The sequence below is a fragment of the Stenotrophomonas sp. 22692 genome, from assembly GCF_052045015.1.
In the GTDB taxonomy this organism is placed as follows: domain Bacteria; phylum Pseudomonadota; class Gammaproteobacteria; order Xanthomonadales; family Xanthomonadaceae; genus Stenotrophomonas; species Stenotrophomonas geniculata.
This window is the reverse complement of record NZ_JBQEMR010000015.1, coordinates 38,825-60,474: the sequence shown is the minus strand read 5'-3', so window position 1 is coordinate 60,474 and position 21,650 is coordinate 38,825. Positions and strand designations below refer to the sequence as shown.

The window sequence follows — 21,650 nt, the reverse complement described above, 5'->3', positions numbered from 1 at the left end:
CCCTCGTGTGCCTGAAACGACTTAATCCCCTCCGTCCCCTTTTTCTTTCAGACCCCTTCGCCCATCCGCTCCAGGCCGTCACCGGCCAGGCGCAGGATCAGCTTTTCCAGCAGCTGCTCCTCCTCCTCGCTCAGCACCGACATCAGCTTGCGGGTGATCTCGATCACCATCGGCGCGATGGTCTCGTAGACCTCGAAGCCGGCTGCGGACAGCGCCAGCACCGAGCGGCGGCGGTCGTCGCCGTGGGTCTCGCGCTTGATGAAGCCGCGCTCCAGCAGGCGGGCCACGGCGCGGCTGACCGCCACCTTGTCCATCGCCGTGCGGTCGGAGACCTCGCTGGCCGAGGAGCCCGGGTACAGCGCCAGGATGGTGATGACCCGCCATTCGGGAATCGCCAGACCGTAACGATCACCGTACAGCTTGGCGATGTTGCCGCTGACCCGGTTGGACAGCACGCTCAGCCGGTACGGCAGGAACTGTTCCAGGTCGAGCAGGACGTGCGAGGCACGCAGGCGGGTCGAGGCGGGATCGGCGGGGCTCATGTTGCGGTGCACCTTGCTGGTGGTTTCAAGTGTAACTATAAGGGGTAGGTCCAGACCCTGCATTCTCGCCGGGTCCCTACCTGCCCGCACCTGGTTTGTACCGATGCGGTACCGATTCGGAGCCACGCCATGAATACCGCAGTCCCGACCGCCTCGCACCCCAACCCCGGCATGCAGGTCACCACCTTCGAGAACCCGATGGGCATCGACGGCTTCGAGTTCGTCGAATTCGCCGCCCCGGCCGGCCGTGGCCAGGAGCTGCACGAGTACTTCCGGAAGATGGGCTTCAGCGCGGTGCTCAAGCACAAGCAGCGTTCGATTACCGTCTATCGTCAGGGCGACGTCAACTTCCTGGTCAATGAAGACCCCGATTCGTTCGCCGCCGACTTCGCCGAGAAGCACGGTCCGTGCGCCTGCGGCTTCGCCATCCGCTTCAAGAAACCTGGTCAGGAGGTCTACCAGACCGCACTGGGCAACGGTGCCGAAGCCATTGCCTTCAAGCCGGACAGCAAGGCGGTCAGCGCCCCGGTCATCAAGGGCATCGGCGATTGCATGCTGTACCTGGTCGACCGCTACGGCGCGGCCGGCAGCATCTACGACGGCGACTACGAGCCGATCGCCGGTGCCGACCTGCACCCGGTGGGCTTCGGCCTGACCTTCATCGACCACCTGACCCACAACCTGTACTTCGGCAACATGCAGCAGTGGTCGGACTACTACGAGCGCCTGTTCAACTTCCGCGAGATCCGCTACTTCGACATCAAGGGCCTGAAGACCGGCCTGGTGTCCAAGGCGATGACCGCGCCGGACGGCATCGTGCGCATTCCGCTGAACGAATCGTCCGACCCGAAGAGCCAGATCAACGAGTACCTGGACGCGTACAAGGGCGAAGGCATCCAGCACATCGCCTGCTTCACCGAGAACATCTACGAGACCGTCGAAGCGATGCGCGCGCAGGGCGTGGATTTCCTCGACACGCCGGAGACCTACTTCGATGTGATCGACCAGCGCGTGCCGAACCACGGTGAAGACGTGCCGCGCCTGGCGAAGAACAAGATCCTCATCGATGCCGATCCGGAAACCCACCAGCGCAAGCTGCTGCAGATCTTCACCCAGAACTGCATCGGCCCGATCTTCTTCGAGATCATCCAGCGCAAGGGCAACGAAGGCTTCGGCGAAGGCAACTTCACCGCGCTGTTCGAGAGCATCGAACGCGACCAGATCCGCCGCGGCGTGCTGTAAGGTCATCGGTAGCGCCGGGCCAGTCCCGGCGCCTGCCCATCTGTAGAGCCGGGCCCTGCTCGGCTGCTTTCCGTTCCGGTCTCGCCGTACCCAGGAGCCCCCATGTCCCCCGCCATCACCGCCCGCGGCTACCAGTCCGGCTTCGGCAACGAATTCGCCACCGAGGCCGTCGCCGGCGCGCTGCCGGTCGGGCAGAACTCGCCGCAGAAGGTGGCCCACGGCCTGTACGCCGAACAGTTGACCGGCACCGCCTTCACCGCGCCGCGCGGCAGCAATCGCCGCAGCTGGCTGTACCGGATCCGCCCGGCGGTGACCCATGGCGAGTTCACTCCGTTTGCGCAGTCGCAGTTGCAGTGGGATTTCGGCGCACAGCCGGCCTCGCCGAACCAGCTGCGCTGGAGCCCGCTGCCGCTGCCGGAGCTGCCGACCGACTTTGTCGAAGGCCTGTACACGATGGGCGGCAACGGTTCGCCCGACGCGCATGCCGGCGTGGGCATCCACCTTTACGCTGCCAACCGCGACATGGTCGGCCGCTACTTCTACGACGCCGACGGTGAACTGCTGATCGTGCCGCAGCTGGGCGCGCTGCGCCTGCTGACCGAGCTGGGCGTGATCGAGATCGAGCCGCAGCAGATCGCGGTGATCCCGCGCGGCGTGCGCTTCCGCGTCGAACTGCCCGATGGCCCGAGCCGCGGCTACATCTGCGAGAACTACGGTGCGCTGCTGAAGCTGCCCGACCTAGGCCCGATCGGTTCCAACGGCCTGGCCAACCCGCGCGACTTCGAGACCCCGCATGCGGCGTTCGAGGATGTGGATGGCGACTTCGAACTGATCGCCAAGTTCGAAGGCCGCCTGTGGCGTGCGCCGATCGACCATTCGCCGCTGGACGTGGTGGCCTGGCACGGCAATTACGCGCCGTACCGCTACGACCTGCGTCGCTTCAACACCATCGGATCGATCAGCTACGACCACCCGGACCCGTCGATCTTCCTGGTGCTGCATTCGCCCAGCGACACGCCGGGAACCAGCAACATGGACTTCGCGATCTTCCCGCCGCGTTGGCTGGTGGCGCAGAACACGTTCCGCCCGCCGTGGTTCCACCGCAACATCGCCAGCGAGTTCATGGGCCTGGTGCATGGCGCCTACGATGCCAAGGCCGAAGGCTTCGTGCCGGGTGGCGCGTCGCTGCACAACTGCATGAGCGGTCACGGCCCGGACGCGCCGACCTTTGACAAGGCGTCCAATGCCGATCTGTCCAAGGCCGATGTGATCAAGGACACGATGGCCTTCATGTTCGAGACCCGTGCGGTGATCCGCCCGACCGCACAGGCGCTGGCCGCCGGCCACCGCCAGGGCGATTACCAGCAGTGCTGGAACGGCCTGCGTAACAACTTCCGGTCGTCCCGCTAGCGTGGTGGGTGCCGACCTTGGTCGGCACAGATCGTGATCGCATCCACGCATGGCGCGGATCTACCAACCGCTGCCTCGGTGGGTGCCGACCGTTGGTCGGCACGGATCCTGATCGCATCCACGCATGGCGTGGATCTAGCGAAAGGCGGTCGAGATGCAGTAGGTCCACGCCATGCGTGGATGCTCTCCGCCGGAAATTGCGCTTACGCCACCTCGGCGAAGGCGTCGCAATGCTCCAGCGGCAACGCCTCCAGCAGGCGCTGCCGCACGCGTTGGCAATAGCCCTCTGAGGTCAGCCCGGGCAGCATCTGCATCGCTGACTGCAGCCGCTGCAGCACCTCTTCTTCCGCACGCGCCTGCTGCAGGTCACGGAACAGTGCTGCCGCCTGCGGGTGGCGCTGCATCTCCAATATGCCCAGCACGTAGATGCGCGCGGCCACCAGCGAGCGGCGACGTTCGATCGCGGGTGCAGCAGGTGTGGCTGCCGGCGGCGTGGGCACCGGCGTTGCCGCGGCTGCGGTCGACGGTGCCGGGGTCGTGGAGCCCGTGCCGGTGCTCAGGTACCCCGCCTGTACCAGCTGGATGACCATCGCCGGTGCTTCCTGGCCGAGCAGACCGGTCAGGTCGGCAACGGTGCGCTGGCCGTCGCACAGGATCAGCAGCCGGCGCTGGCGCATGTCCAGCGGCGCGCGGTGGGCCTGCAGCGCAGTTCGGGCGAGATCGGTCTTGCGCGGTTGCATGGAAGGGACGGCCAGGTCGGTGCTCGCCGAGCCTGAACGAAGGCGATGAAACCGCGATGACAATGCAGCGCCTGCACACCGGATGGGCTAGCGTGCAGCCATCTTCGTGCCAGGGAACCGCACCGATGAAGCACCTCCCGATTGCTGGTCTGTTGCTCCTTTCGCTCGCCGCCTGCAGTGGCGGCCCCGACAAGCAGGGGGCGGCCGGCAGCGGCAGCGACACTCCGGCGGAAACCGCCTCGGCGACCGGCCCCGCCCAGTCGACGGATCCTGATCTGGCGGCTCGCCCGGCGAACGACCTCCGCAAGGACAGTCCAGCCCGCCTGGACGGCTTCGCTGGTGCGAAGCTGGGGGCCGGCATCGCCGACGTGCGCGCCGGCTTCGGCACGCCGCTGCAGGGGCTGGGCACCGATGCCGCCGGCAAGCCGCTGCCGGCTGACGATGGCAACGATGACTGTTACTTCCTGCGCCCGCAGGATGCCGAGGACCCGCGCCTGATGATCGAAGGCCGCAAGCTGGTGCGCTACGACGTGCGCAGCGCCGCCATCACCGCACCAGGCGGCGGCAAGGTCGGCATGACCCTGGGTGAGCTGCAGGTGCTGTATCCGGAGCGGGCCGATGTCGGCCCTGACAAGTACGACGAGAAGGCCCAGCACCTGCGCGTTCGCCCGGCGCAGGAGGGCGGGGCGGTGATCGACTTCGCGCTCGGTGCCGATGGCCGGGTGGGTGCCTGGCGCGTCGGGCAGACCCCGCAGGTCGATTATGCGGAAGGGTGTGGCTGATCCTTGATCCACGGCCCAGCCGCGCGTGCGGGCCAAGCGTAGAATCGCGCCACCACTGCTGGGGGGAGTGCTCGATGATCGCCATTGCCATTGCCTGGTTCCTGTTCGGCCTGCTGCTGCTGGCGCTGGGCGGGGACTCCATCGTCAAGGCCGTGTCCGGACTGGCCCAACGTTTCGGGGCCAGCCCGTTCACTGCCGGGCTGCTGCTGCTCGGGGTAACCACCTCGTTGCCGGAACTGGCGGTCAATGCGCGCGCGCTGGCGGTGGGCCAACCGGAGCTGGCCCTGGGCAACGCGGTGGGCAGCAGCATCGTCAACCTGGGCCTGACCCTGGCCGTGGCGGCCATGGCTGCGCCCCTGCTGCTGCGCGCCCGCCTGCAGACGGTGCTGTGGTGGTCGCTGCTGGCGGCGGGTGTGCTGCTGATCCTGTTCGGGCTTGATGGCGGCCTCGCACGTTGGGAGGGCGGCATACTGCTGGGCGGCTTCATCGTGGTGCAGGTGCTGCTGCTGCGCCGTGGCCGCAGCGAAGGCGCGGCGGTGCAGGCGGCCATTGCCGAATCCGCGCTGAGCCGCACCAGCCTGCCGTTGAACGTGCTGCGCGTGCTGATCGCCGCGTTGACGCTGTACTGGGGCGCGCGCCTGGTGGTGGGCGCCGCCGCGGACTTCGGCGTAGCCCTGGGCTGGACGCCCCTGCTGGTCGGCCTGCTGCCGGTGGCGATCGGCACCGCACTGCCGGAGGTGGCCACCGCCATCGCCGCCGCGCGTCGCGGGCATGGCGACATGGTGCTGGGCCACGTGCTGGGTTCCAGCGTGGTCAACCTGCTGCTGGTGATTGGTGCGATGGCAGTGCTGCAGCCGCTGGCGTTGCCGGCCTCGTTCGTGCGCCTGGAGCTGCCGGCGCTGCTGGCGTTCGCGCTGGTGCTGTACCCGATGCTGCGTGGCGATCTGAAGATCAGCCGTGGCGAAGGCGTGATCCTGCTGGTCGCGTTCGTCGGCTGGTTCGTGCTGGAGCTGCTGCTGGTGGGCGCACCGGCGTTGTAGATCCACGCCATGCGTGGATGCGGTTGATTTCGTGCCGACCAACGGTCGGCACCCACCACCGATCACCCGGTGGGTGCCAACCTTGGTTGGCACTCGCGCAAACAATGCGCCGACCAAGGTCGGCCGCTACCGGATTTACCGGCCCTGCGTGGTCTCTTCTTCCCGCACCGGTTTCGGCGGCGGCAGCTGCTCTTCGGCGGCCGGCTCGTTGCCCGGCAGGCTGGGGCGGGTTTCCATCAGCAGCGACAGCGCGGCCTTGGCCATCATGTGTGCGCTGATCGGCGCGGTGATGAACAGGAACACGGTGATCAGCAGCTCGCGCGGCTGCGGGTCCTGGCCCAGGAAGATGTGGTAGCAGACCGAGCACACCAGCACGCAGCCCACGCCCAGCGTGCTGGCCTTGGTCGGTGCGTGCAGGCGCTTGAAGAAGGTGGACAGCTTCACCAGGCCCAGTGCGCCGACCAGGATGAAGAAGCAGCCGAACAGCAGCAGGATCGACAGGCCGATCTGGATCGCGGTGATCATTCGACGATGTCCCGGCGCAGCACGAACTTGCTCAGCACCACGGTGCTGCCGAAGCCGAGCATGGCGATGATCAGCGCGGCCTCGAAGTAGATCGGCGAGTTGAGGTACATGCCGAACAGCATCAGCTCGGCGATCGCGGTCACCGACAGGGTGTCCAGCGCGAGGATGCGGTCGGGCACGGTCGGCCCGCGCAGCAGGCGCCAGGTGGCCAGCAGCATCGCCAGGCCGACCACGTGCATGCACACCACCAGGGTGGTCTGGATGACTTCAAAACCGGTCATGGGAAGATCTCCATCAACGGTGCCTCGTAACGGCGCTTGATCGTATCGATCAGGTCCTGTGGGTCCTCCAGGTGCAGCACATGCACCAGCAGGAACTTGCGGTCGTCGCTGAGCGCGGCCGAGACCGTGCCCGGGGTCAGGGTGATCATGCTGGTCAGCGCGGCGATGCCGTGGATGTTGGCGATGTCCAGCGGCAACCAGATGAAACCCGGGTGGATGTTCTTCTCCGGGCCCAGCACCTGCAGGGCAACGCGGATGTTGGACATCAGGATGTCCCACAGGGTCACGCACAGCAGTTTCGGCAACGGGCGCAGAGTGCCGATGCGGGCGAACTCGCGATCCAGGCGCGCGGCGAACAGCGGCACCACCACGCCCAGCACCAGCCCCAGCACGATCTGGCCGAGGGTGAAGCTGTCGGACATCAGCAGCCAGAATGCCACCACCATGATGCTGAGCATCGGCGAGGGAATGACGCGGCGGAACAGGGAGCGCTGGGCGGTCATGGCTGGCGGATCTCCGGCGTGGTCGCGCGCAGCTGCTGCACGTACTCGCTGGGGTGCAGCAGCTGTGCGGCGGTGGCGTCGGTGTAGCGCATCAGTGGGGCGGCGGCCAGAGTCATGCCGATGCCGTAACCCAGCAGCAGGCAGGCGGCGTAGAGCTCGACCCGGCGCAGGCGTGCCTTGCGCGGCTTCGGTGCCTCGGGATCGACCGGTGGCACGCGCCAGAACAGGCGGATGCCGCCGCGGGTCAGGCCCATGATCACCAGCAGGCTGCTGACCAGCACCGCGGTCCAGACGGGGGCGGTGTACTGTGCCGGCATGCCAGCCAGCAGCGCGGCCTTGGCCAGGAAGCCGGACAGCGGCGGCAGGCCGGCCACCGACACTGCGCCGATCAGGAACAGCACCGCTGGGGTTTCCTTGCCCGGCATCGGTGCCACCACTTCCTTGCGGTCGCTGGCGCCACCACGTCGGCGGCGGATCAGGTCGGCAATCAGGAACAGCGCGGCGGCGACGAAGCTGCTGTGTGGCAAGTAGTACAGGCCGGCTGACAGCACCTGCGGCGTGCCTACCGAGAAGGCGATGAACAGCGTGGCTGCCGACACGATCACCAGGTAGGAGATCAGCACGCGCAGGCGGGTTGCGGCCAGCGCACCCAGGCCACCGAGCACCAGCGTTGCCACGCCGGCCCACAGCAGCCAGTCGCGGCCATAGCCGGTCATCGCGCCGGCATCGTCGCCGAACCACAGCATCTGGATGCGCAGCACCGAGTACAGGCCGACCTTGGTCATGATCGCGAACAGCGCAGCCACAGCGGCCGGCGCGCGCGAATAGGCTTCCGGCAGCCACAGGTACAGCGGCATCAGTGCGGCCTTGGCGCAGAACACCAGCAGCAACAGGCCCATCGTCGCCTTCACCAGGGGCAGCTGCGCCGCTGGCACCTCGGCGATGCGCTGCGACAGCTCGGCCATGTTCAGCGAGCCCAGCGAGGCGTACAGCAGGCCCAGCGCGATCAGGAACAGGGTCGAGGCGGTGACGTTGAACACCACGTAGTGCAGGCCGATGCGCATGCGCAGGCCGCGGCCACCGCTGAGCAGCAGGCCGTAGGAGGCGATCAGCATCACCTCGAAGAACACGAACAGGTTGAAGATGTCGCCGGTCAGGAACGCACCGTTGAGGCCCACCAGCTGGAACTGGAACAGTGCATGGAAGTGCGGTGCGCGGCGGTCCCAGCCCGAGCAGGCATGCAGCAGGCAGGGAATGGCCAGCAGCAGGGTGGTCAGCAGCATCCACGCCGACAGCCGGTCGGCCACCAGCGCGATGCCCAGCCGCGACGGCCAGTCTCCCAGCAGGTAGACGTTGATGTCACCGCTGGCCGTGCTGGCAAACAGCAGGCCCACCGCCAGGGCCAGCGCCGACAGCGCGGTCCAGGCCACCGCGCGCTGCACTCTGGGGCCATAGCGGCGGTGTTCGACGAACAGCGACAGTGCAGCACCCAGCAGCGGAATCAGGATAGGCAGGATCACCAGATGATTCATGCGCGGTCCTCGTCCTGGCGCGGCGGCACGCGCTCATCCTGCAGGTCGTCATCCGGTTCGTGGGCGTCCACGTGGTCGCTGTGGTTGTCGCTGCGGCTGCGCATGGCCAGCACGATGCTCACGGCAGTCATCGCGAAGGCGATCACGATCGCGGTCAGCACCAGTGCCTGCGGCAACGGGTCGGTGTAGTTGCCGAGATGGCTGTCCACACCTTCCTGCAGCACCGGCGCCTTGCCCAGCACCACGCGGCCACCGGCAAAGATCAGCAGGTTGGTGGCGTAGGACAGGAAGGTCATGCCGAGGATCACATCGAAGCTGCGCGCACGCAGCAGCAGGTAGATGCCGATGGCGGTCAGCACGCCGATCGCGGTCGCCAGGGCCAGTTCCATCAGTGCATCTCCCCGGTGCGGGCCGAACGGCGTTGCAGGTCGATCTCACCCTTGCGGGCAGTGCGGGTACGCGACGGCTTGATCGTGCCCATCATCGACAGCATCAGCATGGCGCCTCCGAACACCACCAGGTAGACGCCGATGTCGAAGCCGATGGCACTGGCCAGCGGCACGTCGCCGATCAGCGGCAGGTGCAGGTCCAGGTGCCCGCTTGTCAGGAACGGTACGCCGAACAGCATCGAGGCACTGCCGCTGAGCAGGGCGATCAGCAGGCCCATGCCGATACAGCGGATGTAGTCGAAGCCGAAGCGCGATTCCACCGACGCGGTGCCCTGGATCACGTACTGGATCAGCAGCGGTACCGCCAGCACCAGGCCGGCGATGAAGCCACCGCCCGGCGCGTTGTGGCCCCGCAGGAACAGGAAGATCGATACGGTCAGGGTCAGCGGGAACATGATCTGCGCCAGGTCGGCCGGTACCGGCAGCTTGATCGGCGGGCCGGGCATGATCTGCTCCGGCGCCATCCGCGTGCGTCGCAGCAGGGCGTGCACCACCAGCGCGGCGATGCCGAACACGGTGATCTCGCCGAAGGTATCGAAGCCGCGGAAGTCGACCAGGATCACGTTGACCACGTTCTGGCCGTACGCCTCGGGCAGGGCGCGGGCGAGCAGCTCGCCGGCCATGGTGTTGGGCGGCAGGGTCATCGCCGAATAGGCCAGCGCGCCAAGCCCGGCACCGGCGATGATGGCGATCACCGCATCGCGCCGCTTGCGCCAGCGCGGCCGCTCCGGTCCGGACTGCGCGGGCAGGTAGTTCATGCCCAGCAGCATCAGCACCAGGGTCACCATCTCGACCAGCAGCTGGGTCAGGGCCAGATCGGGTGCGGACAGGAACACGAAGGTCAGCGCCACCATCAGGCCGACACCGCCCACCAGCAGCACCGCCAGCAGGCGCTGCTTGTAGACGCGCAGGGTGGCCACCGCACAGGCCATCATCACCAGCCACAGCGCCCAGCCCAGCAGCGGGATCGGCTGCGGTTTGGTCCAGTTCGGCGAGGCCGGGTTGGCGATGTAGGGCGCGGCGGCCACGGTGATGGCCACCAGCACCAGGCCCAGCAGCATGCGCTGCAGGCTGCCATTGGCGATGCCGTTGGTCAGGCGCATGGCCAGCGCGGAGATCGCATCCAGCTGTGCATGGAACACGTTGCGCCCGGTGGTGCGGGTTTCCACGCCGTGCAGGTTGATCAGCCTGCGCAGGCCGAAGTACAGCGCCACGCCACCGACTACGCCGATCGCGCTCATCGCCAGCGGCAGGTTGAAACCGTGCCACACCGCCAGGCTGTACTCGGGCATGGCGTTGCCGAGGATCGAGGCCGCAGCGGCATGCAGCACCGGCGCCACGGTCAGTGCCGGGGCGATGCCTACCGCCACGCAGATCACCACCAGCAGTTCCACCGGCACCTTCATCCAGCGCGGCGGTTCATGCGGCACGCGGTCCAGGTCGTGCGGGCCGGGGCCGAAGAAAGTGTCGTGCACGAAGCGCAGGCTGTAGGCCACGCCCAGCACGCCGGCCAGCAGCGCGGCGATCGACACCGCCGTGCGCATCGCGCCCGGGCCGCCACCGGCGGTCAGTGCCTCGGCGAACAGCATTTCCTTGGACAGGAAGCCGTTGAGCAGCGGGATGCCGGCCATCGCCAGCGAGGCGATGATCGCCAGCGCGCTGGTGAACGGCATCAGCTTACGCAGGCCTCCGAGCTTGCGCATGTCACGGGTGCCGGTTTCGTGGTCGATGATGCCGGCGGCCATGAACAGCGAGGCCTTGAAGGTGGCGTGGTTGAGGATGTGGAACACGCCGGCCACCACCGCCATTGGCGTGGACAGGCCGAACAGCAGGGTGATCAGGCCCAGGTGGGAAATGGTCGAGTACGCCAGCAGGCCCTTCAGGTCATGCTGGAAGATCGCATTCCAGGCGCCGATCAGCAGGGTCAGTGCGCCGATGCCGCTGACCGTGTAGAAGAACAGGTCGCTGCCGGCCAGTGCCGGATGCAGGCGCGCCAGCAGGAACACGCCGGCCTTTACCATGGTGGCCGAGTGCAGGTAGGCCGAGACCGGGGTCGGCGCCGCCATCGCGTGCGGCAGCCAGAAGTGGAACGGGAACTGCGCGCTCTTGGTGAAGATGCCGGCCAGCATCAGGAACAGGGCATACGGATACAGCGCGCTGGCGCGGATCTGCTCGCCGGCGGCCAGGACCACGTCCAGGTCGAAGCTGCCGACGATGCGGCCGATCAGCAGCACGCCGCCGAGCAGGGCCAGGCCGCCGCCGCCGGTGATCACCAGCGCCATGCGCGCGCCTTCGCGGGCGTCCTGGCGGTGCGACCAGAAGCCGATCAGCAGGAACGAGCTGATGCTGGTCATTTCCCAGAAGATCATCAGCAACAGCAGGTTGCCCGACAGCACCATGCCCAGCATGGCGCCCATGAACAGCAGCAGGTAGGAGTAGAAGCGGTGCGCGTTGTCCTGCTGGCTCAGGTAGTAGCGCGCATACAGCACCACCAGCGCGCCGATGCCCAGCACCAGCCCGGCGAACATCCAGGCCAGCCCGTCCAGGCGCAGGGTGAAGTCCAGGCCGATCTGAGGAAGCCAGGGGACCAGGGTGCGAACCACCTGGCCATCAAGCACCGCCGGGGTCAGCCAGCCGAGGATGGCCAGCCCGCCCAACGGCGCCAGCGCCGCCAGCCAGGCAGCAGTCGAGCGCGAACTACGGGGGAAGGCCGCAACAGCCGCTGCCATCAGGAACGGCAGGGCCAGCAGCAGGGGCAGGCTGGGGAGCATGCAGGGAATCCATGATTCACGAGCAGGTCAGGGAGGATAACAGGCCGCGAAATGTCGCCGAAACCCATCGAACAGCGATCAATTGCATGTAACGTTCGCTGATTCATTTTTTCTGCGGTGCAGCATCACGTTCCTGCAGTCCTTCCCCGGTTGCCCTCGGGAACACCCTACGCCCACGCAGGGAGACCGCAGGCCCTGTCGCACAGGGGCTGCCGTCGACGGGCGGGAAGTGGGGAGCGAGTCACCGGGGCAGGCTGGCAGGGCCGTCGTGGAGTGCGGGTGACGGAATCTGCCCGTTCAGGAAACGACGGCCGCCGTCGGCCGCCCGCAGTTCAATAGCGCCAGTCGAGCTTGCGGTAGAACTTGGCCATCACCCAGGCCGGGCCGATCAGCAGGTAGGTCAGGTCAGTCAGGAAGCTGGGCTTGCGGCCCTCGAACGTGTGGCCGATGAACTGCGCAATCCAGGCCACCACGAACACGCCCACCGCCAGCCAGCGCAGGGCCTGCAGGCCGATTTCGGCTTCCAGCAGGCGGCACAGGCAGCCGAACACGAAGAACTGGATGAGCATGCCGATGCCCAGCGGGCGGGACAGCTTGTTGTAGAAGCACCAGGCGCTGAACATCGCGAACGCCGACCAGATGCCGTACTGGAACCAGGTGATCAGCGGCGGCAAGCACCACAGCAGGGCCACCACCGACCACAGGATCGCCGGTACCGCCACCACGTGGATGCGCTGGTTGATCACATTGCGGTGGTCGTCGGAGTAGCTGGCGAAATAGCGGTCGATCGGCCGCGCAAGCTTGGTGGATGTCTGCATGTGGCCAGCATACTCCCGCCAGAGCCGACAGTAGAGCCAGGCCATGCCTGGCTGCGGATTCGCCGAGGTTGCCGGCCAGCGGCCGGCACTACCCCTTCAGAGTGCCCCCGCCTTTCCGGCCGGGGGCGCAGGCGGATCAGTCGACGCTGATCCCGGCCAGGCGCTGCAGCGCCTCGGCGTACTTGGCGCGGGTGCGCTCGATGATCTCGGCCGGGATGGTCGGGCCCGGGGCGGTCTTGCCCCAGTCCAGCGTCTCCAGGTAATCGCGCACGAACTGCTTGTCGTAGCTCGGCGGGCTGGTACCCACTTCGTACTCGTCGGCCGGCCAGTAACGCGAGGAATCCGGCGTCAGCATCTCGTCCATGATGTACAGGCGGCCATCGGCGTCGGTACCGAACTCGAATTTGGTATCGGCCAGGATGATGCCGCGCTCGCGGGCGTAGTCGGCGGCGAACTTGTAGATGCGCAGGGTGGCGTCGCGCACGCGCTCGGCCAGGTCCGCACCGACCTGCTTCACCATCGCATCGAAATCGATGTTCTCGTCATGGTCGCCGACGGCGGCCTTGGTCGAGGGGGTGAAGATCGGCTCCGGCAGCTGCTCGGCCTGGCGCAGGCCATCGGGCAGGTCGATGCCGCTGACCTTCCCGGTGCGCTGGTAGTCCTTCCAGCCGCTGCCGATCAGGTAGCCGCGGGCGATCGCTTCCACCGGCACCGGCTTCAGCTTGCGGGTGACCACCGCACGCTTGGCGTACAGGGCCGGATCCACGCCCTCGGGCAGCACGCTGGCCACGTCGATGCCGGTCAGGTGGTTGGGCATCAGGTGCGCGGTCTTGGCGAACCAGAAGTTGGACACCTGGCAGAGCATCTCGCCCTTGCCCGGGATCGGGTCGGGCAGGACCACGTCGAACGCCGACAGGCGATCGGTGGCCACCATCAGCAGGTAGTCGCCCGGCGGGGTCCCTGCAGGCAGCCGCTCGCGCGGGATATCGAACACATCACGCACCTTGCCGCGATGGCGCAAGGGCAGGCCGGGGAGATCGGATTGCAACAGCGTGGTTGGCACGGGCACTCCTGGGGCGTTGTCGATACGGCTGCCCAACGGACCCGGCGGGCCCGCTGACCAGCGGGCGGCCTAGTGTAAAGCCGTCCGGGCCCGCTGTGACGTAAAATGAGCGTCCATTTCGTCGGTCGACCCCGGAGCGCCATGCGCTGGTACGGAAAACTGCTCGGATTCATCGCCGGCGCCCTGCTGTTCCGGCCCAATCCGTTGTTTGGCGCGGTGGTCGGCCTGTTGATCGGCCATGCCTTCGACTCGGACTGGTTCCGCCTGAACAAGGAGAACCCGTACCGGGAGCTGGGGCTGACCTCCGAGGCCACCGATGCCGAGGTAGAGCGCGCCTATCGCAAGCTGATCTCGCAGTACCACCCCGACAAGCTGGGCGGTGCCGCCCCCGAGCTGCAGCAGCAGGCCGAGCAGAAGTCGCGGCGGATCAACGCCGCCTACGACCGCATCAAGACCCTGCGCAAGCGCTGACCCGACAGTCCCGCCTGCGGGCGGGAGAATCCTTTCCCCGTTCCGAAGGCCCCGGCCATGTCCAACTGCCTCATCGCCCCGTCCATTCTCTCCGCCAACTTCGCCCGCCTCGGCGAGGAAGTCGACAACGTCCTCGCCGCCGGTGCGGACTGGGTCCACTTCGACGTGATGGACAACCACTACGTGCCGAACCTGACCATCGGCCCGATGGTCTGCCAGGCCTTGCGCAAGCACGGCGTCACCGCGCCGATCGACGTGCACCTGATGGTTGAGCCGGTGGACCGCATCATCCCGGACTTCGCCGAAGCCGGTGCCACCTACATCAGCTTCCACCCGGAGGCCAGTCGCCACGTGCACCGCACCATCCAGCTGATCCGCTCGCTGGGCTGCAAGCCGGGCATTGTGCTCAATCCGGCCACCCCGGTGGATATCCTCGACTGGGTGCTGGATGACCTGGACCTGGTGCTGCTGATGTCGGTCAACCCGGGTTTCGGTGGCCAGGCCTTCATCCCCTCGGCGCTGGACAAGCTGCGCGTGGTGCGCAAGATGATCGACGCCAGCGGCAAGGACATCCGCCTGGAGATCGACGGTGGCGTGAAGGCCGACAACATCGGTGAGATCGCCGCCGCTGGCGCTGACACCTTCGTCGCCGGCTCGGCCATCTTCAACGCCAAGACCAGCTACCAGGACGTGATCGCGCAGATGCGCGCGAACGTTGCTGCGGCAAGGGGCTGAGCCATGGGTACGGTGGCCGTGTTGAACATCCGTCCGGCCACCGTGGCCGATGCCGGCCTGATCCTGCGCTTCATCCGTGAGCTGGCCATCTACGAGAAGGCCGAGCATTCGGTGCAGACCGATGAGATCGGCATCGCCGAGAGCCTGTTCGGTGCCGACGCGACCGCACGCGCGTTGATCTGCGAAGCCGACGGTGAGGCCATCGGCTATGCGGTGTATTTCTACAACTACTCCACCTGGCTGGGCCGCAAGGGCATCTACCTGGAAGACCTGTACGTCAGCCAGGAAAAGCGCGGCGTCGGCGCAGGCAAGGCGCTGCTGAAATACATCGCCCGGCAGGCCGTGGCCGAAGGCTGCGGCCGCTTCGAATGGTCGGTGCTGGACTGGAATACCCCGGCCATCGAGTTCTACACCGCCGCTGGTGCCAAGCCCCAGGACGAGTGGACCGTGTATCGGCTGCAGGGCCAGGCGCTGCACGATTTCGCCAACGGTTGAAATGAAATGCATCCACGCATGGCGTGGATCTACCAACCCGATGGGGCGAACCGCAACCAGGTAGGTGCGAACCTTGGTTCGCACTCCCTGCGAACGCCGAAAAAAAAGCCACGCCAATCACTGGCGTGGCCTCGCTGCATGCGTGGGAGGCTGATCCTGCCTCCATCCGTCGTCCCTGCTATGGCCTTCCATTCTCCGGTTGCTGAATGACATCTGCGTGACATTCACCGCGGACAAACAGCGCATTGCTAGCCTGTGCGCCCCCGTCCTGGAAGCACCACATGGCCGCACCGCGCTGGCGCCTGATCCTCAATGGCAAATCCGCTGGCAACGATGAGTTGCGCGACGCCGTCGGCCACTGGCGCGGGCAGGGTGTGCAGCTGGAAGTGCGGGTGACCTGGGAGGACGGTGATGCCGAGCGCTACGTGGCCGAGGCGATCGATCATGGTGTGGACGTGATCGTGGCCGCCGGTGGCGATGGCACGCTCAGCGCGGTGGCCGAGACCCTGGCCCACCGTGAGGAACCGGCGGATGCGCTGCCATCACTGGCGCTGATTCCGATGGGGACCGCCAACGACTTCGCGACTGCTGCCGGCATTCCCACCGAGCCGAAGGAGGCCTTCGGCTTGATCGGGCAGGCGACGCCGCATGCGATCGATCTCCTGCGCGTGGACGCCGATGGCACCCACTGGTGGTGCGCCAACCTTGCCAGCGGTGGTTTTGGCACGCAGGTAACGGTGGAGACCGATGCCGGCTTGAAGAAGATGCTGGGCGGGCTGGCCTACGTGATCACCGGCATCGCCAAACTCGGTCGCATCGAGCCGATCACCGCGCGGCTGTCCGGCCCGGACTTCGCGTGGGAAGGCGACTTCATCGCGCTCGGCATCGGCAATGGCCGCCAGGCAGGCGGTGGCCAGCAATTGTGCCCGCAGGCACTGATCGATGATGGGCAGCTGGACGTGACGGTGCTTCCGGAGCTGGAGGGGGAAGTCACCGCCACGCTCGGCCAGATGCTGAAGTCCGGCACCCAGGCCGCGCTGGAACAGCTGGCAACGCGCGCGCGGCTGCCATGGTTGCAGGTGGAGTCCGAGCGCCCGCTGACGCTCAACCTGGACGGTGAACCGGTACAGGCGCGCCAGTTCCGCATCGCGTGCGTGCCGGGCAGGGTGCGGATGCACCTGCCCGTGGGCTGTGCACTGTTGTCCGAGCCGCGCTGAGCCGCACCGGAAGTCCTACAACGGCGGTATGTCCTGCTCCTTCGCCGGGAACCCGAATGCTTCACGCTTCTCGCGGATGTACTGCGGCAGCGGCGGCCGGGCAATGCCGTGATCGATCAGCCACTGCTGGCACTTCTTCTGCCACGGCAGCAGGTCCGGTGTGGTGATTTCCCAGTAGATCGCTTCGACCATGGCCATCCGATCGGGCGCGCCCGGTTGCGCCGATGACGGCGATGCAATCGTGGGGTCCGCACCATGTTCAAGCAGCCAGTAGGCCTGCTCGAAGCCGCCACGGCCGGTGTACCAGCTCAGGACCGTATCGGCCTGGCCGATGTTGGATTCGTTGACGTGTGCGCCGCGCTCCACCAGCAGCTGGATGTTCTTCCACAGGTTGCCGGAAATGAAGGCCTGGAACAGCAGCGTTTCGGTATTGGAGGTGCGCGTGTCCGGGTCGCCGCCATGATCCAGCAGGAGGGCCAGGTAGCGCGGATCGTCCATCTTCGCGGCATAGACCATGGCGTTGTTGTGGCGGAACGTCTCGCCGTCCAGCGTTTCAATACGCCGTGCATTCGGATTGGCGCCGTTGTCGAGCATCGCGCGCAGGCCTTCCAGGTTCCGCGCGCGCAACGGCCACGCGATGAGCGGAATGCCATCCTGCTTCGAGAACTCCTTGTCGGGGTTCACGCCTTCGGTCTTGATCAGGCGCGTGATCGTCGCCGCATCACCCTGTTCGGCGGCAATGGCCAGCTCCAGGGCTTTGCCTTCGAAATAGCGCTCCGCGCCATGTGAAGACGTGCGCGCGCAGGCGCTCAGCAGTATCAGCAGCATCAGCGCCAGCCAGGAGAATGGCGTAAAGGAACTGTGAGGGTGACGGTGCATGTGATTCCTTGACATGGACGCGTTCGGGGGATGATAGCGTTGGCCGTGGTCATTCCAGCAGGTCCTGGATGACCACGTCTTCACTGATGAGCAATGGAGTCTGCCATGAGCGGTCACGATCCCGAGCAGCAGGAACGCCTGCTGCAGGCCCGCGCCAGGAGCGTCCAGGCGCAGCAGCACCTGGTCGAGCAACTGCAGGGCGGTGGACACGCCACCGAAGCGGCGCGCCTGCGCGAGACCTATCACGCCCGCGAGCTGGGTTCGCTTGCTGATGATGTGTATGCCTCGGCAAAGGGCAAAGGAGAACCGCCGGTCGGGTGGACGCGAGCCAGTGCCGTGACCGACCCGGACACGCTCAAAGCAGCGGGCATCAGCCTGGGGGCAGCCGACCTGAAGAAGCTGATGCGGCCGAACGACTCGGGTTTCCGCGCAGAGATCTACATTCCGGACAAAAGGGTGTTCGGTGATGACGCCAAGCCGGTGCTGGTGTTCAAGGGATCCACGGGCGAAATCATCGATCCCCGGGCGAAAGGCGGGCGGCGTGAGTCCGGAGGCGAGGATTTCCTCAACAACGGACGCCAGGGCGTGGGCATGCAGAGTGACTACTACGATCGGGCCATGGCACTGGCGAGTCGCTTGAAGACCTCCGGTACCCACTTTGAACTCGCCGGTCATTCGCTTGGCGGCGGCATGGCCTCTGCCGCTTCGGCGGTGACCGGTGTACGTGCGACCACCTTCAATTCGGCGGGCCTGCATCCGGCCACCGCCGATCGCTACGCGAAATCCCACGGATTGCCGGTGTTCAACACGCGCGACACGGTGCACACCTACCAGACCTCGGGTGAAGTGCTCAACGATGTGCAGAACGGATTGAAGCGGCTCAACGAGCATCACCGGCAGGGCTTTGGCCTGCTGGCCAGCGAGACCAGCCAGCTGCTGCGCCAGCCCGGCGTGCAGCAGATGGTTACGCGCAAGCTGCAGGAGATGATGCCGGCCGGTGCGCAGACGGCCACCGCCCAGCTGGTTGACCAGCTGGCGTCGAAATCCGGGGCGGAGGCATTGCGCAATGTTCCGGTGGCCGCGGGCAGGATGGAACTGTTGCTGGACGCCAAGACCGAAGTGAACGGAAAGGTGGTGGACCGCCGCCATCGAGAAGCGCCAAGCCAGCTTGCCGAATACGGTGGCCCGTTGGCCGAGGTGCTGATCGCAGGTGCGCGTGGCATGCGTGCCGGACGGGTTGCCGGTGAACATGTCGAGCAGGTCGGCGCGCTGGCGGGCCGGGGCATGAGCCTGTCCGGCGTGGCCGTCGAGCGTGCGTCGACCCTGCAGGGAAATGCGATCGGCAACGTGGTCGACTACGGTGGAAAGAGCATGCGGGTCGGCATCGAAGGCGGCGCGACGGTCATTGCCAAGGGACGCGAGCTGCAGGGTCTGGTCGAATCGGTCAGCCACCGCGTGCAGGCCAAGGGCAGTTACGGCTGGAACATCGGGGCCAGCGTGCTGGGTGCGCTCGGTGCCGACGACATGGCCAGGCAGATGCGCGAGCACGGTGACGCGGCCCGCAATCAACACGAAACCAAGGCTCGTGAAGCCACCCGTGAAGCAGCGGCGGATGCCGGCCGCATCCGCGCCGGCGGCCATCATCTGGGCGGCCAGCTGCAGCAGGGCGTGCATGGCGTGGCCAATGGGCTGCGCAATGGCTATGCCGTGTACGGCGCGACTTTCCACATGGGCATGAACTGGAGCAGCCATCAGATCACCGGGCTGACCTCGCAGGCGCCGGCCGTGCTGGCCGGCACCGTCGGGCTGGGTGCGATGGCCAACAAGGGCATTGCCACGCACCTGCCCACGCCGGCACTGCCGCAGAACCTGGTCAACCTTGCCAAGACGTCGTGGGTGATCGGGCGCGGCAGTGCGACCATGGGGGAGTCGGTGGACCGGCATGGCATGAGCGAGACGATGAACCCCAGTCTCGACGCGGCAATCGCGAGCCAGGAGGCGGCCGCGCGCAAGCTGCTTGGACGGCCGCATGCGCAGCTGCAGGAGGGGGCCGCGAAGATGCCAGCGCTGAACGATCCGGGGCACATCGACTTCCATCTGTTCAAGGGCGCGCAGACCGGCGTGCACGGCCTCGATGTGGCACATGGCCGCATCCCGAACCTGCAGAGCGACCAGCTGGCCGGGGCGTTGGCTGCGCAGGCCAAGCGCGATGGGCTGCAGGCCATTTCCCATGTGCTGCTCAGTGACGACCGCACGCGGGCATTCGCGGTCGACACCCCGGATCTGCAGGCGGCCCACCGCCGACATGCGCACGTGGACGTGGCGGCCGGCATGGCCCAGCCGCTGGCCGTGAGCACGGCGCAGGTTGACGCCCTGAACACCGGTCGCGAACAGGCGACGGCGGCTGGACTGGCCCAGCAACAGGGGCTGGAGGCCCAGGAGAATGCCCGTCGGATGGGCTAATGGCCGAATGAACCGCGCCGCGGCGGCGGGGTTCCCCTCCCGCCCCGGCTGCGATACAGTCAAGGGGTGTCCAGCCTGACGACCCCGCATACCCTTTCTTCCGCACGCCGTTGGTGGCGATGGTGGCCCGTTGCCGTCGTCCGCCCCCATAACGCTGTGTCCCGGAAGGAAAGTCGTCTTGAACTCGCACGCTCAGTTTCAGCAGCAGGCCGCTGAAGGCCACACCCATATTCCCGTCGTCCGTGAAGTGCTGTCCGACCTGGACACGCCGCTTTCGGTCTATCTGAAGCTCGCCGACGGCCCCAATACCTACCTGTTTGAATCCGTCGAAGGCGGCGAGCGCTTTGGTCGTTACTCGATCATCGGCCTGCCGGCGCGCCGCGTGTACGCCTTCCACGGCCATACGCTGACCGTGCGCGAAGACGGCCAGATGGTGGAAACCCGCGAGGTGGCCGACCCGTTCGCCGAGGTCGAGGCGCTGCGCAGTGCTCACTCGGTGCCCAAGCTGGACGGCCTGCCGGGCTTCACCGGTGGCCTGGTTGGCTGGTTCGGTTTCGAATGCATCGGCTACATCGAACCGCGCCTGGCGCCGCCGGCCGGCCGTGATGAACTGGGCACCCCGGACATCCTGCTGCTGGATTCCAATGAGCTGGCGGTGTTCGACAATCTCAAGGGCCGGCTGTACCTGATCGTGCATGCCGACCCCCGGGTCGAGGGCGCCTTCGAGCAGGCCCAGGCCCGCCTGGATGCACTGACCGCCAAGCTGCGCGCACCGGGCGCCGGTTATCCCGCCCCGCTCAACAGTGATGTGCTGGACGAGTCCGATTTCGTCTCCGGTTTTACCCGCGAAGGCTTCGTCGATGCGGTCCAGCGCAGCAAGGAATACATCCGCGCCGGTGACATCTTCCAGGTGGTGCTCAGCCAGCGCCTGAGCGTGCCGTTCAAGGCGCGCCCGGTGGATGTGTACCGCGCGCTGCGTGCACTGAACCCGTCGCCGTACATGTACTTCCTGGATGTCGGCGACCTGCAGGTGGTCGGCTCGTCGCCGGAAATCCTGGTGCGTCTGCAGGATGGCGAAGTCACCGTGCGCCCGATCGCCGGTACCCGTCCGCGCGGTGCCACCGTCGAGCAGGATCTGGCGCTGGAAGCCGAACTGCTGGCCGATCCGAAGGAACGCGCCGAGCACCTGATGCTGATCGACCTCGGCCGCAACGATGCCGGTCGCGTGTCCAAGGCCGGCACCGTGGAAGTGGGCGAGCAGTTCGTGATCGAACGCTACAGCCACGTCATGCACATCGTCAGCGAAGTGACCGGGCAGCTGCAGCCGGGGCTGAGCTATGCCGATGTGCTGCGCGCCACCTTCCCGGCCGGCACGGTCAGCGGCGCGCCGAAGATCCGCGCGCTGGAGGTGATCCGCGAGCTGGAACCGATCAAGCGCAATGTCTATGCCGGCAGCATCGGCTACATCGGCTGGCACGGCGATGCCGATACCGCGATCGCGATCCGCACCGCGGTGATCAAGGATGGCCGCCTGTACGTGCAGGCCGGCGCCGGCATCGTCTACGACTCGGACCCGGACAAGGAATGGGACGAGACGATGAACAAGGGCCGCGCGCTGTTCCGCGCCGTCGCTCAGGCTGCCAAGGGCCTGTGAGCCTTTCCGTGCCGTGGCCTGCGCCGCGGCACCTCCTG

The 21,650-nt window shown here is 66.9% G+C and carries 21 protein-coding genes; 10 read left to right on the top strand and 11 right to left on the bottom strand.

Annotation, left to right across the window (positions count from 1 at the left end; genetic code table 11):
• Window positions 1–47 precede the first annotated feature (47 nt).
• Complete coding sequence (locus tag ACTJJM_RS12860; protein ID WP_010482680.1) at window positions 48–542, bottom strand: MarR family winged helix-turn-helix transcriptional regulator; 495 nt, start codon at window positions 540–542, stop codon at window positions 48–50.
• Window positions 543–671: 129 nt separating this feature from the next.
• On the opposite strand from ACTJJM_RS12860, the gene hppD reads away from it, so the two are divergent.
• Entirely contained in the window at window positions 672–1,784 is a 1,113-nt protein-coding gene (gene hppD, locus ACTJJM_RS12855) for a 4-hydroxyphenylpyruvate dioxygenase (protein ID WP_181390027.1), read from the top strand.
• Between the two features lie 102 nt (window positions 1,785–1,886).
• Window positions 1,887–3,194: a homogentisate 1,2-dioxygenase gene (hmgA, locus tag ACTJJM_RS12850; protein ID WP_197576798.1), complete on the top strand. Its 1,308-nt coding sequence runs from the start codon at window positions 1,887–1,889 to the stop codon at window positions 3,192–3,194.
• Between the two features lie 203 nt (window positions 3,195–3,397).
• On the opposite strand, the gene ACTJJM_RS12845 is transcribed toward hmgA, so the two are convergent.
• Window positions 3,398–3,934, bottom strand: coding sequence for a hypothetical protein (locus ACTJJM_RS12845; protein ID WP_440865699.1), 537 nt, complete (start codon window positions 3,932–3,934; stop codon window positions 3,398–3,400).
• Between the two features lie 125 nt (window positions 3,935–4,059).
• Here ACTJJM_RS12845 and ACTJJM_RS12840 point away from each other — a divergent pair, with 125 nt between their 5' ends.
• Both ACTJJM_RS12840 and ACTJJM_RS12835 read left to right on the top strand, forming a co-directional pair.
• Window positions 4,060–4,716, top strand: a complete 657-nt coding sequence (locus tag ACTJJM_RS12840) for a hypothetical protein (RefSeq protein WP_440865697.1) — start codon at window positions 4,060–4,062, stop codon at window positions 4,714–4,716.
• Window positions 4,717–4,790: 74 nt separating this feature from the next.
• The gene (locus ACTJJM_RS12835) at window positions 4,791–5,756 is read left to right on the top strand and encodes a sodium:calcium antiporter (RefSeq protein WP_440865695.1); all 966 of its coding nucleotides are present in this window, start codon (window positions 4,791–4,793) and stop codon (window positions 5,754–5,756) included.
• A 135-nt stretch (window positions 5,757–5,891) separates the two neighbouring features.
• Here the strand turns inward: ACTJJM_RS12835 and ACTJJM_RS12830 are convergent, their stop codons facing one another.
• From ACTJJM_RS12830 to ACTJJM_RS12795, 8 genes are all read right to left on the bottom strand, one after another.
• Window positions 5,892–6,281, bottom strand: a complete 390-nt coding sequence (locus ACTJJM_RS12830) for a Na+/H+ antiporter subunit G (RefSeq protein ID WP_159360657.1) — start codon at window positions 6,279–6,281, stop codon at window positions 5,892–5,894.
• Window positions 6,278–6,562: a K+/H+ antiporter subunit F gene (locus ACTJJM_RS12825; protein ID WP_005411334.1), complete on the bottom strand. Its 285-nt coding sequence runs from the start codon at window positions 6,560–6,562 to the stop codon at window positions 6,278–6,280. The genes ACTJJM_RS12830 and ACTJJM_RS12825 overlap by 4 nt, the downstream gene beginning before the upstream one ends.
• A complete protein-coding gene (locus ACTJJM_RS12820) occupies window positions 6,559–7,065 on the bottom strand; it encodes a Na+/H+ antiporter subunit E (protein WP_010482671.1) in 507 nt (168 codons plus the stop codon). Before ACTJJM_RS12820 ends, ACTJJM_RS12825 begins: the two co-directional genes overlap by 4 nt.
• Window positions 7,062–8,597, bottom strand: coding sequence for a monovalent cation/H+ antiporter subunit D (locus tag ACTJJM_RS12815; RefSeq protein ID WP_440865692.1), 1,536 nt, complete (start codon window positions 8,595–8,597; stop codon window positions 7,062–7,064). The genes ACTJJM_RS12820 and ACTJJM_RS12815 overlap by 4 nt, the downstream gene beginning before the upstream one ends.
• Window positions 8,594–8,986 (bottom strand): Na+/H+ antiporter subunit C, encoded by a 393-nt coding sequence (locus ACTJJM_RS12810; protein ID WP_010482669.1) that lies wholly within the window; start codon window positions 8,984–8,986, stop codon window positions 8,594–8,596. Before ACTJJM_RS12810 ends, ACTJJM_RS12815 begins: the two co-directional genes overlap by 4 nt.
• Window positions 8,986–11,817, bottom strand: coding sequence for a monovalent cation/H+ antiporter subunit A (locus ACTJJM_RS12805; RefSeq protein ID WP_440865690.1), 2,832 nt, complete (start codon window positions 11,815–11,817; stop codon window positions 8,986–8,988). The genes ACTJJM_RS12810 and ACTJJM_RS12805 overlap by 1 nt, the downstream gene beginning before the upstream one ends.
• Window positions 11,818–12,149: 332 nt before the next feature.
• The gene (locus ACTJJM_RS12800; protein WP_049480636.1) at window positions 12,150–12,635 is read right to left on the bottom strand and encodes an Mpo1-like protein; all 486 of its coding nucleotides are present in this window, start codon (window positions 12,633–12,635) and stop codon (window positions 12,150–12,152) included.
• A gap of 136 nt (window positions 12,636–12,771) precedes the next feature.
• The gene (locus ACTJJM_RS12795; RefSeq protein ID WP_029379835.1) at window positions 12,772–13,698 is read right to left on the bottom strand and encodes a phosphoribosylaminoimidazolesuccinocarboxamide synthase; all 927 of its coding nucleotides are present in this window, start codon (window positions 13,696–13,698) and stop codon (window positions 12,772–12,774) included.
• 141 nt (window positions 13,699–13,839) lie between these two features.
• On the opposite strand from ACTJJM_RS12795, the gene ACTJJM_RS12790 reads away from it, so the two are divergent.
• The 4 genes from ACTJJM_RS12790 to yegS all read left to right on the top strand — a co-directional run bounded on the left by ACTJJM_RS12790 (window position 13,840) and on the right by yegS (window position 16,616).
• Window positions 13,840–14,169, top strand: a complete 330-nt coding sequence (locus tag ACTJJM_RS12790; protein WP_005411327.1) for a J domain-containing protein — start codon at window positions 13,840–13,842, stop codon at window positions 14,167–14,169.
• 57 nt (window positions 14,170–14,226) lie between these two features.
• A complete protein-coding gene (gene rpe, locus ACTJJM_RS12785) occupies window positions 14,227–14,904 on the top strand; it encodes a ribulose-phosphate 3-epimerase (RefSeq protein WP_010482664.1) in 678 nt (225 codons plus the stop codon).
• 12 nt (window positions 14,905–14,916) lie between these two features.
• Window positions 14,917–15,399, top strand: a complete 483-nt coding sequence (locus tag ACTJJM_RS12780) for an N-acetyltransferase family protein (protein ID WP_440865709.1) — start codon at window positions 14,917–14,919, stop codon at window positions 15,397–15,399.
• A gap of 281 nt (window positions 15,400–15,680) precedes the next feature.
• Complete coding sequence (yegS, locus tag ACTJJM_RS12775) at window positions 15,681–16,616, top strand: lipid kinase YegS (RefSeq protein WP_010482660.1); 936 nt, start codon at window positions 15,681–15,683, stop codon at window positions 16,614–16,616.
• A gap of 15 nt (window positions 16,617–16,631) precedes the next feature.
• On the opposite strand, the gene ACTJJM_RS12770 is transcribed toward yegS, so the two are convergent.
• Entirely contained in the window at window positions 16,632–17,495 is an 864-nt protein-coding gene (locus ACTJJM_RS12770) for an ankyrin repeat domain-containing protein (RefSeq protein WP_238379173.1), read from the bottom strand.
• A gap of 105 nt (window positions 17,496–17,600) precedes the next feature.
• On the opposite strand from ACTJJM_RS12770, the gene ACTJJM_RS12765 reads away from it, so the two are divergent.
• Together ACTJJM_RS12765 and trpE are read left to right on the top strand one after the other, a co-directional pair.
• Window positions 17,601–19,958 (top strand): XVIPCD domain-containing protein, encoded by a 2,358-nt coding sequence (locus tag ACTJJM_RS12765; protein WP_440865686.1) that lies wholly within the window; start codon window positions 17,601–17,603, stop codon window positions 19,956–19,958.
• Between the two features lie 178 nt (window positions 19,959–20,136).
• Window positions 20,137–21,612, top strand: a complete 1,476-nt coding sequence (trpE, locus tag ACTJJM_RS12760; protein WP_049411792.1) for an anthranilate synthase component I — start codon at window positions 20,137–20,139, stop codon at window positions 21,610–21,612.
• Window positions 21,613–21,650 lie beyond the last annotated feature (38 nt).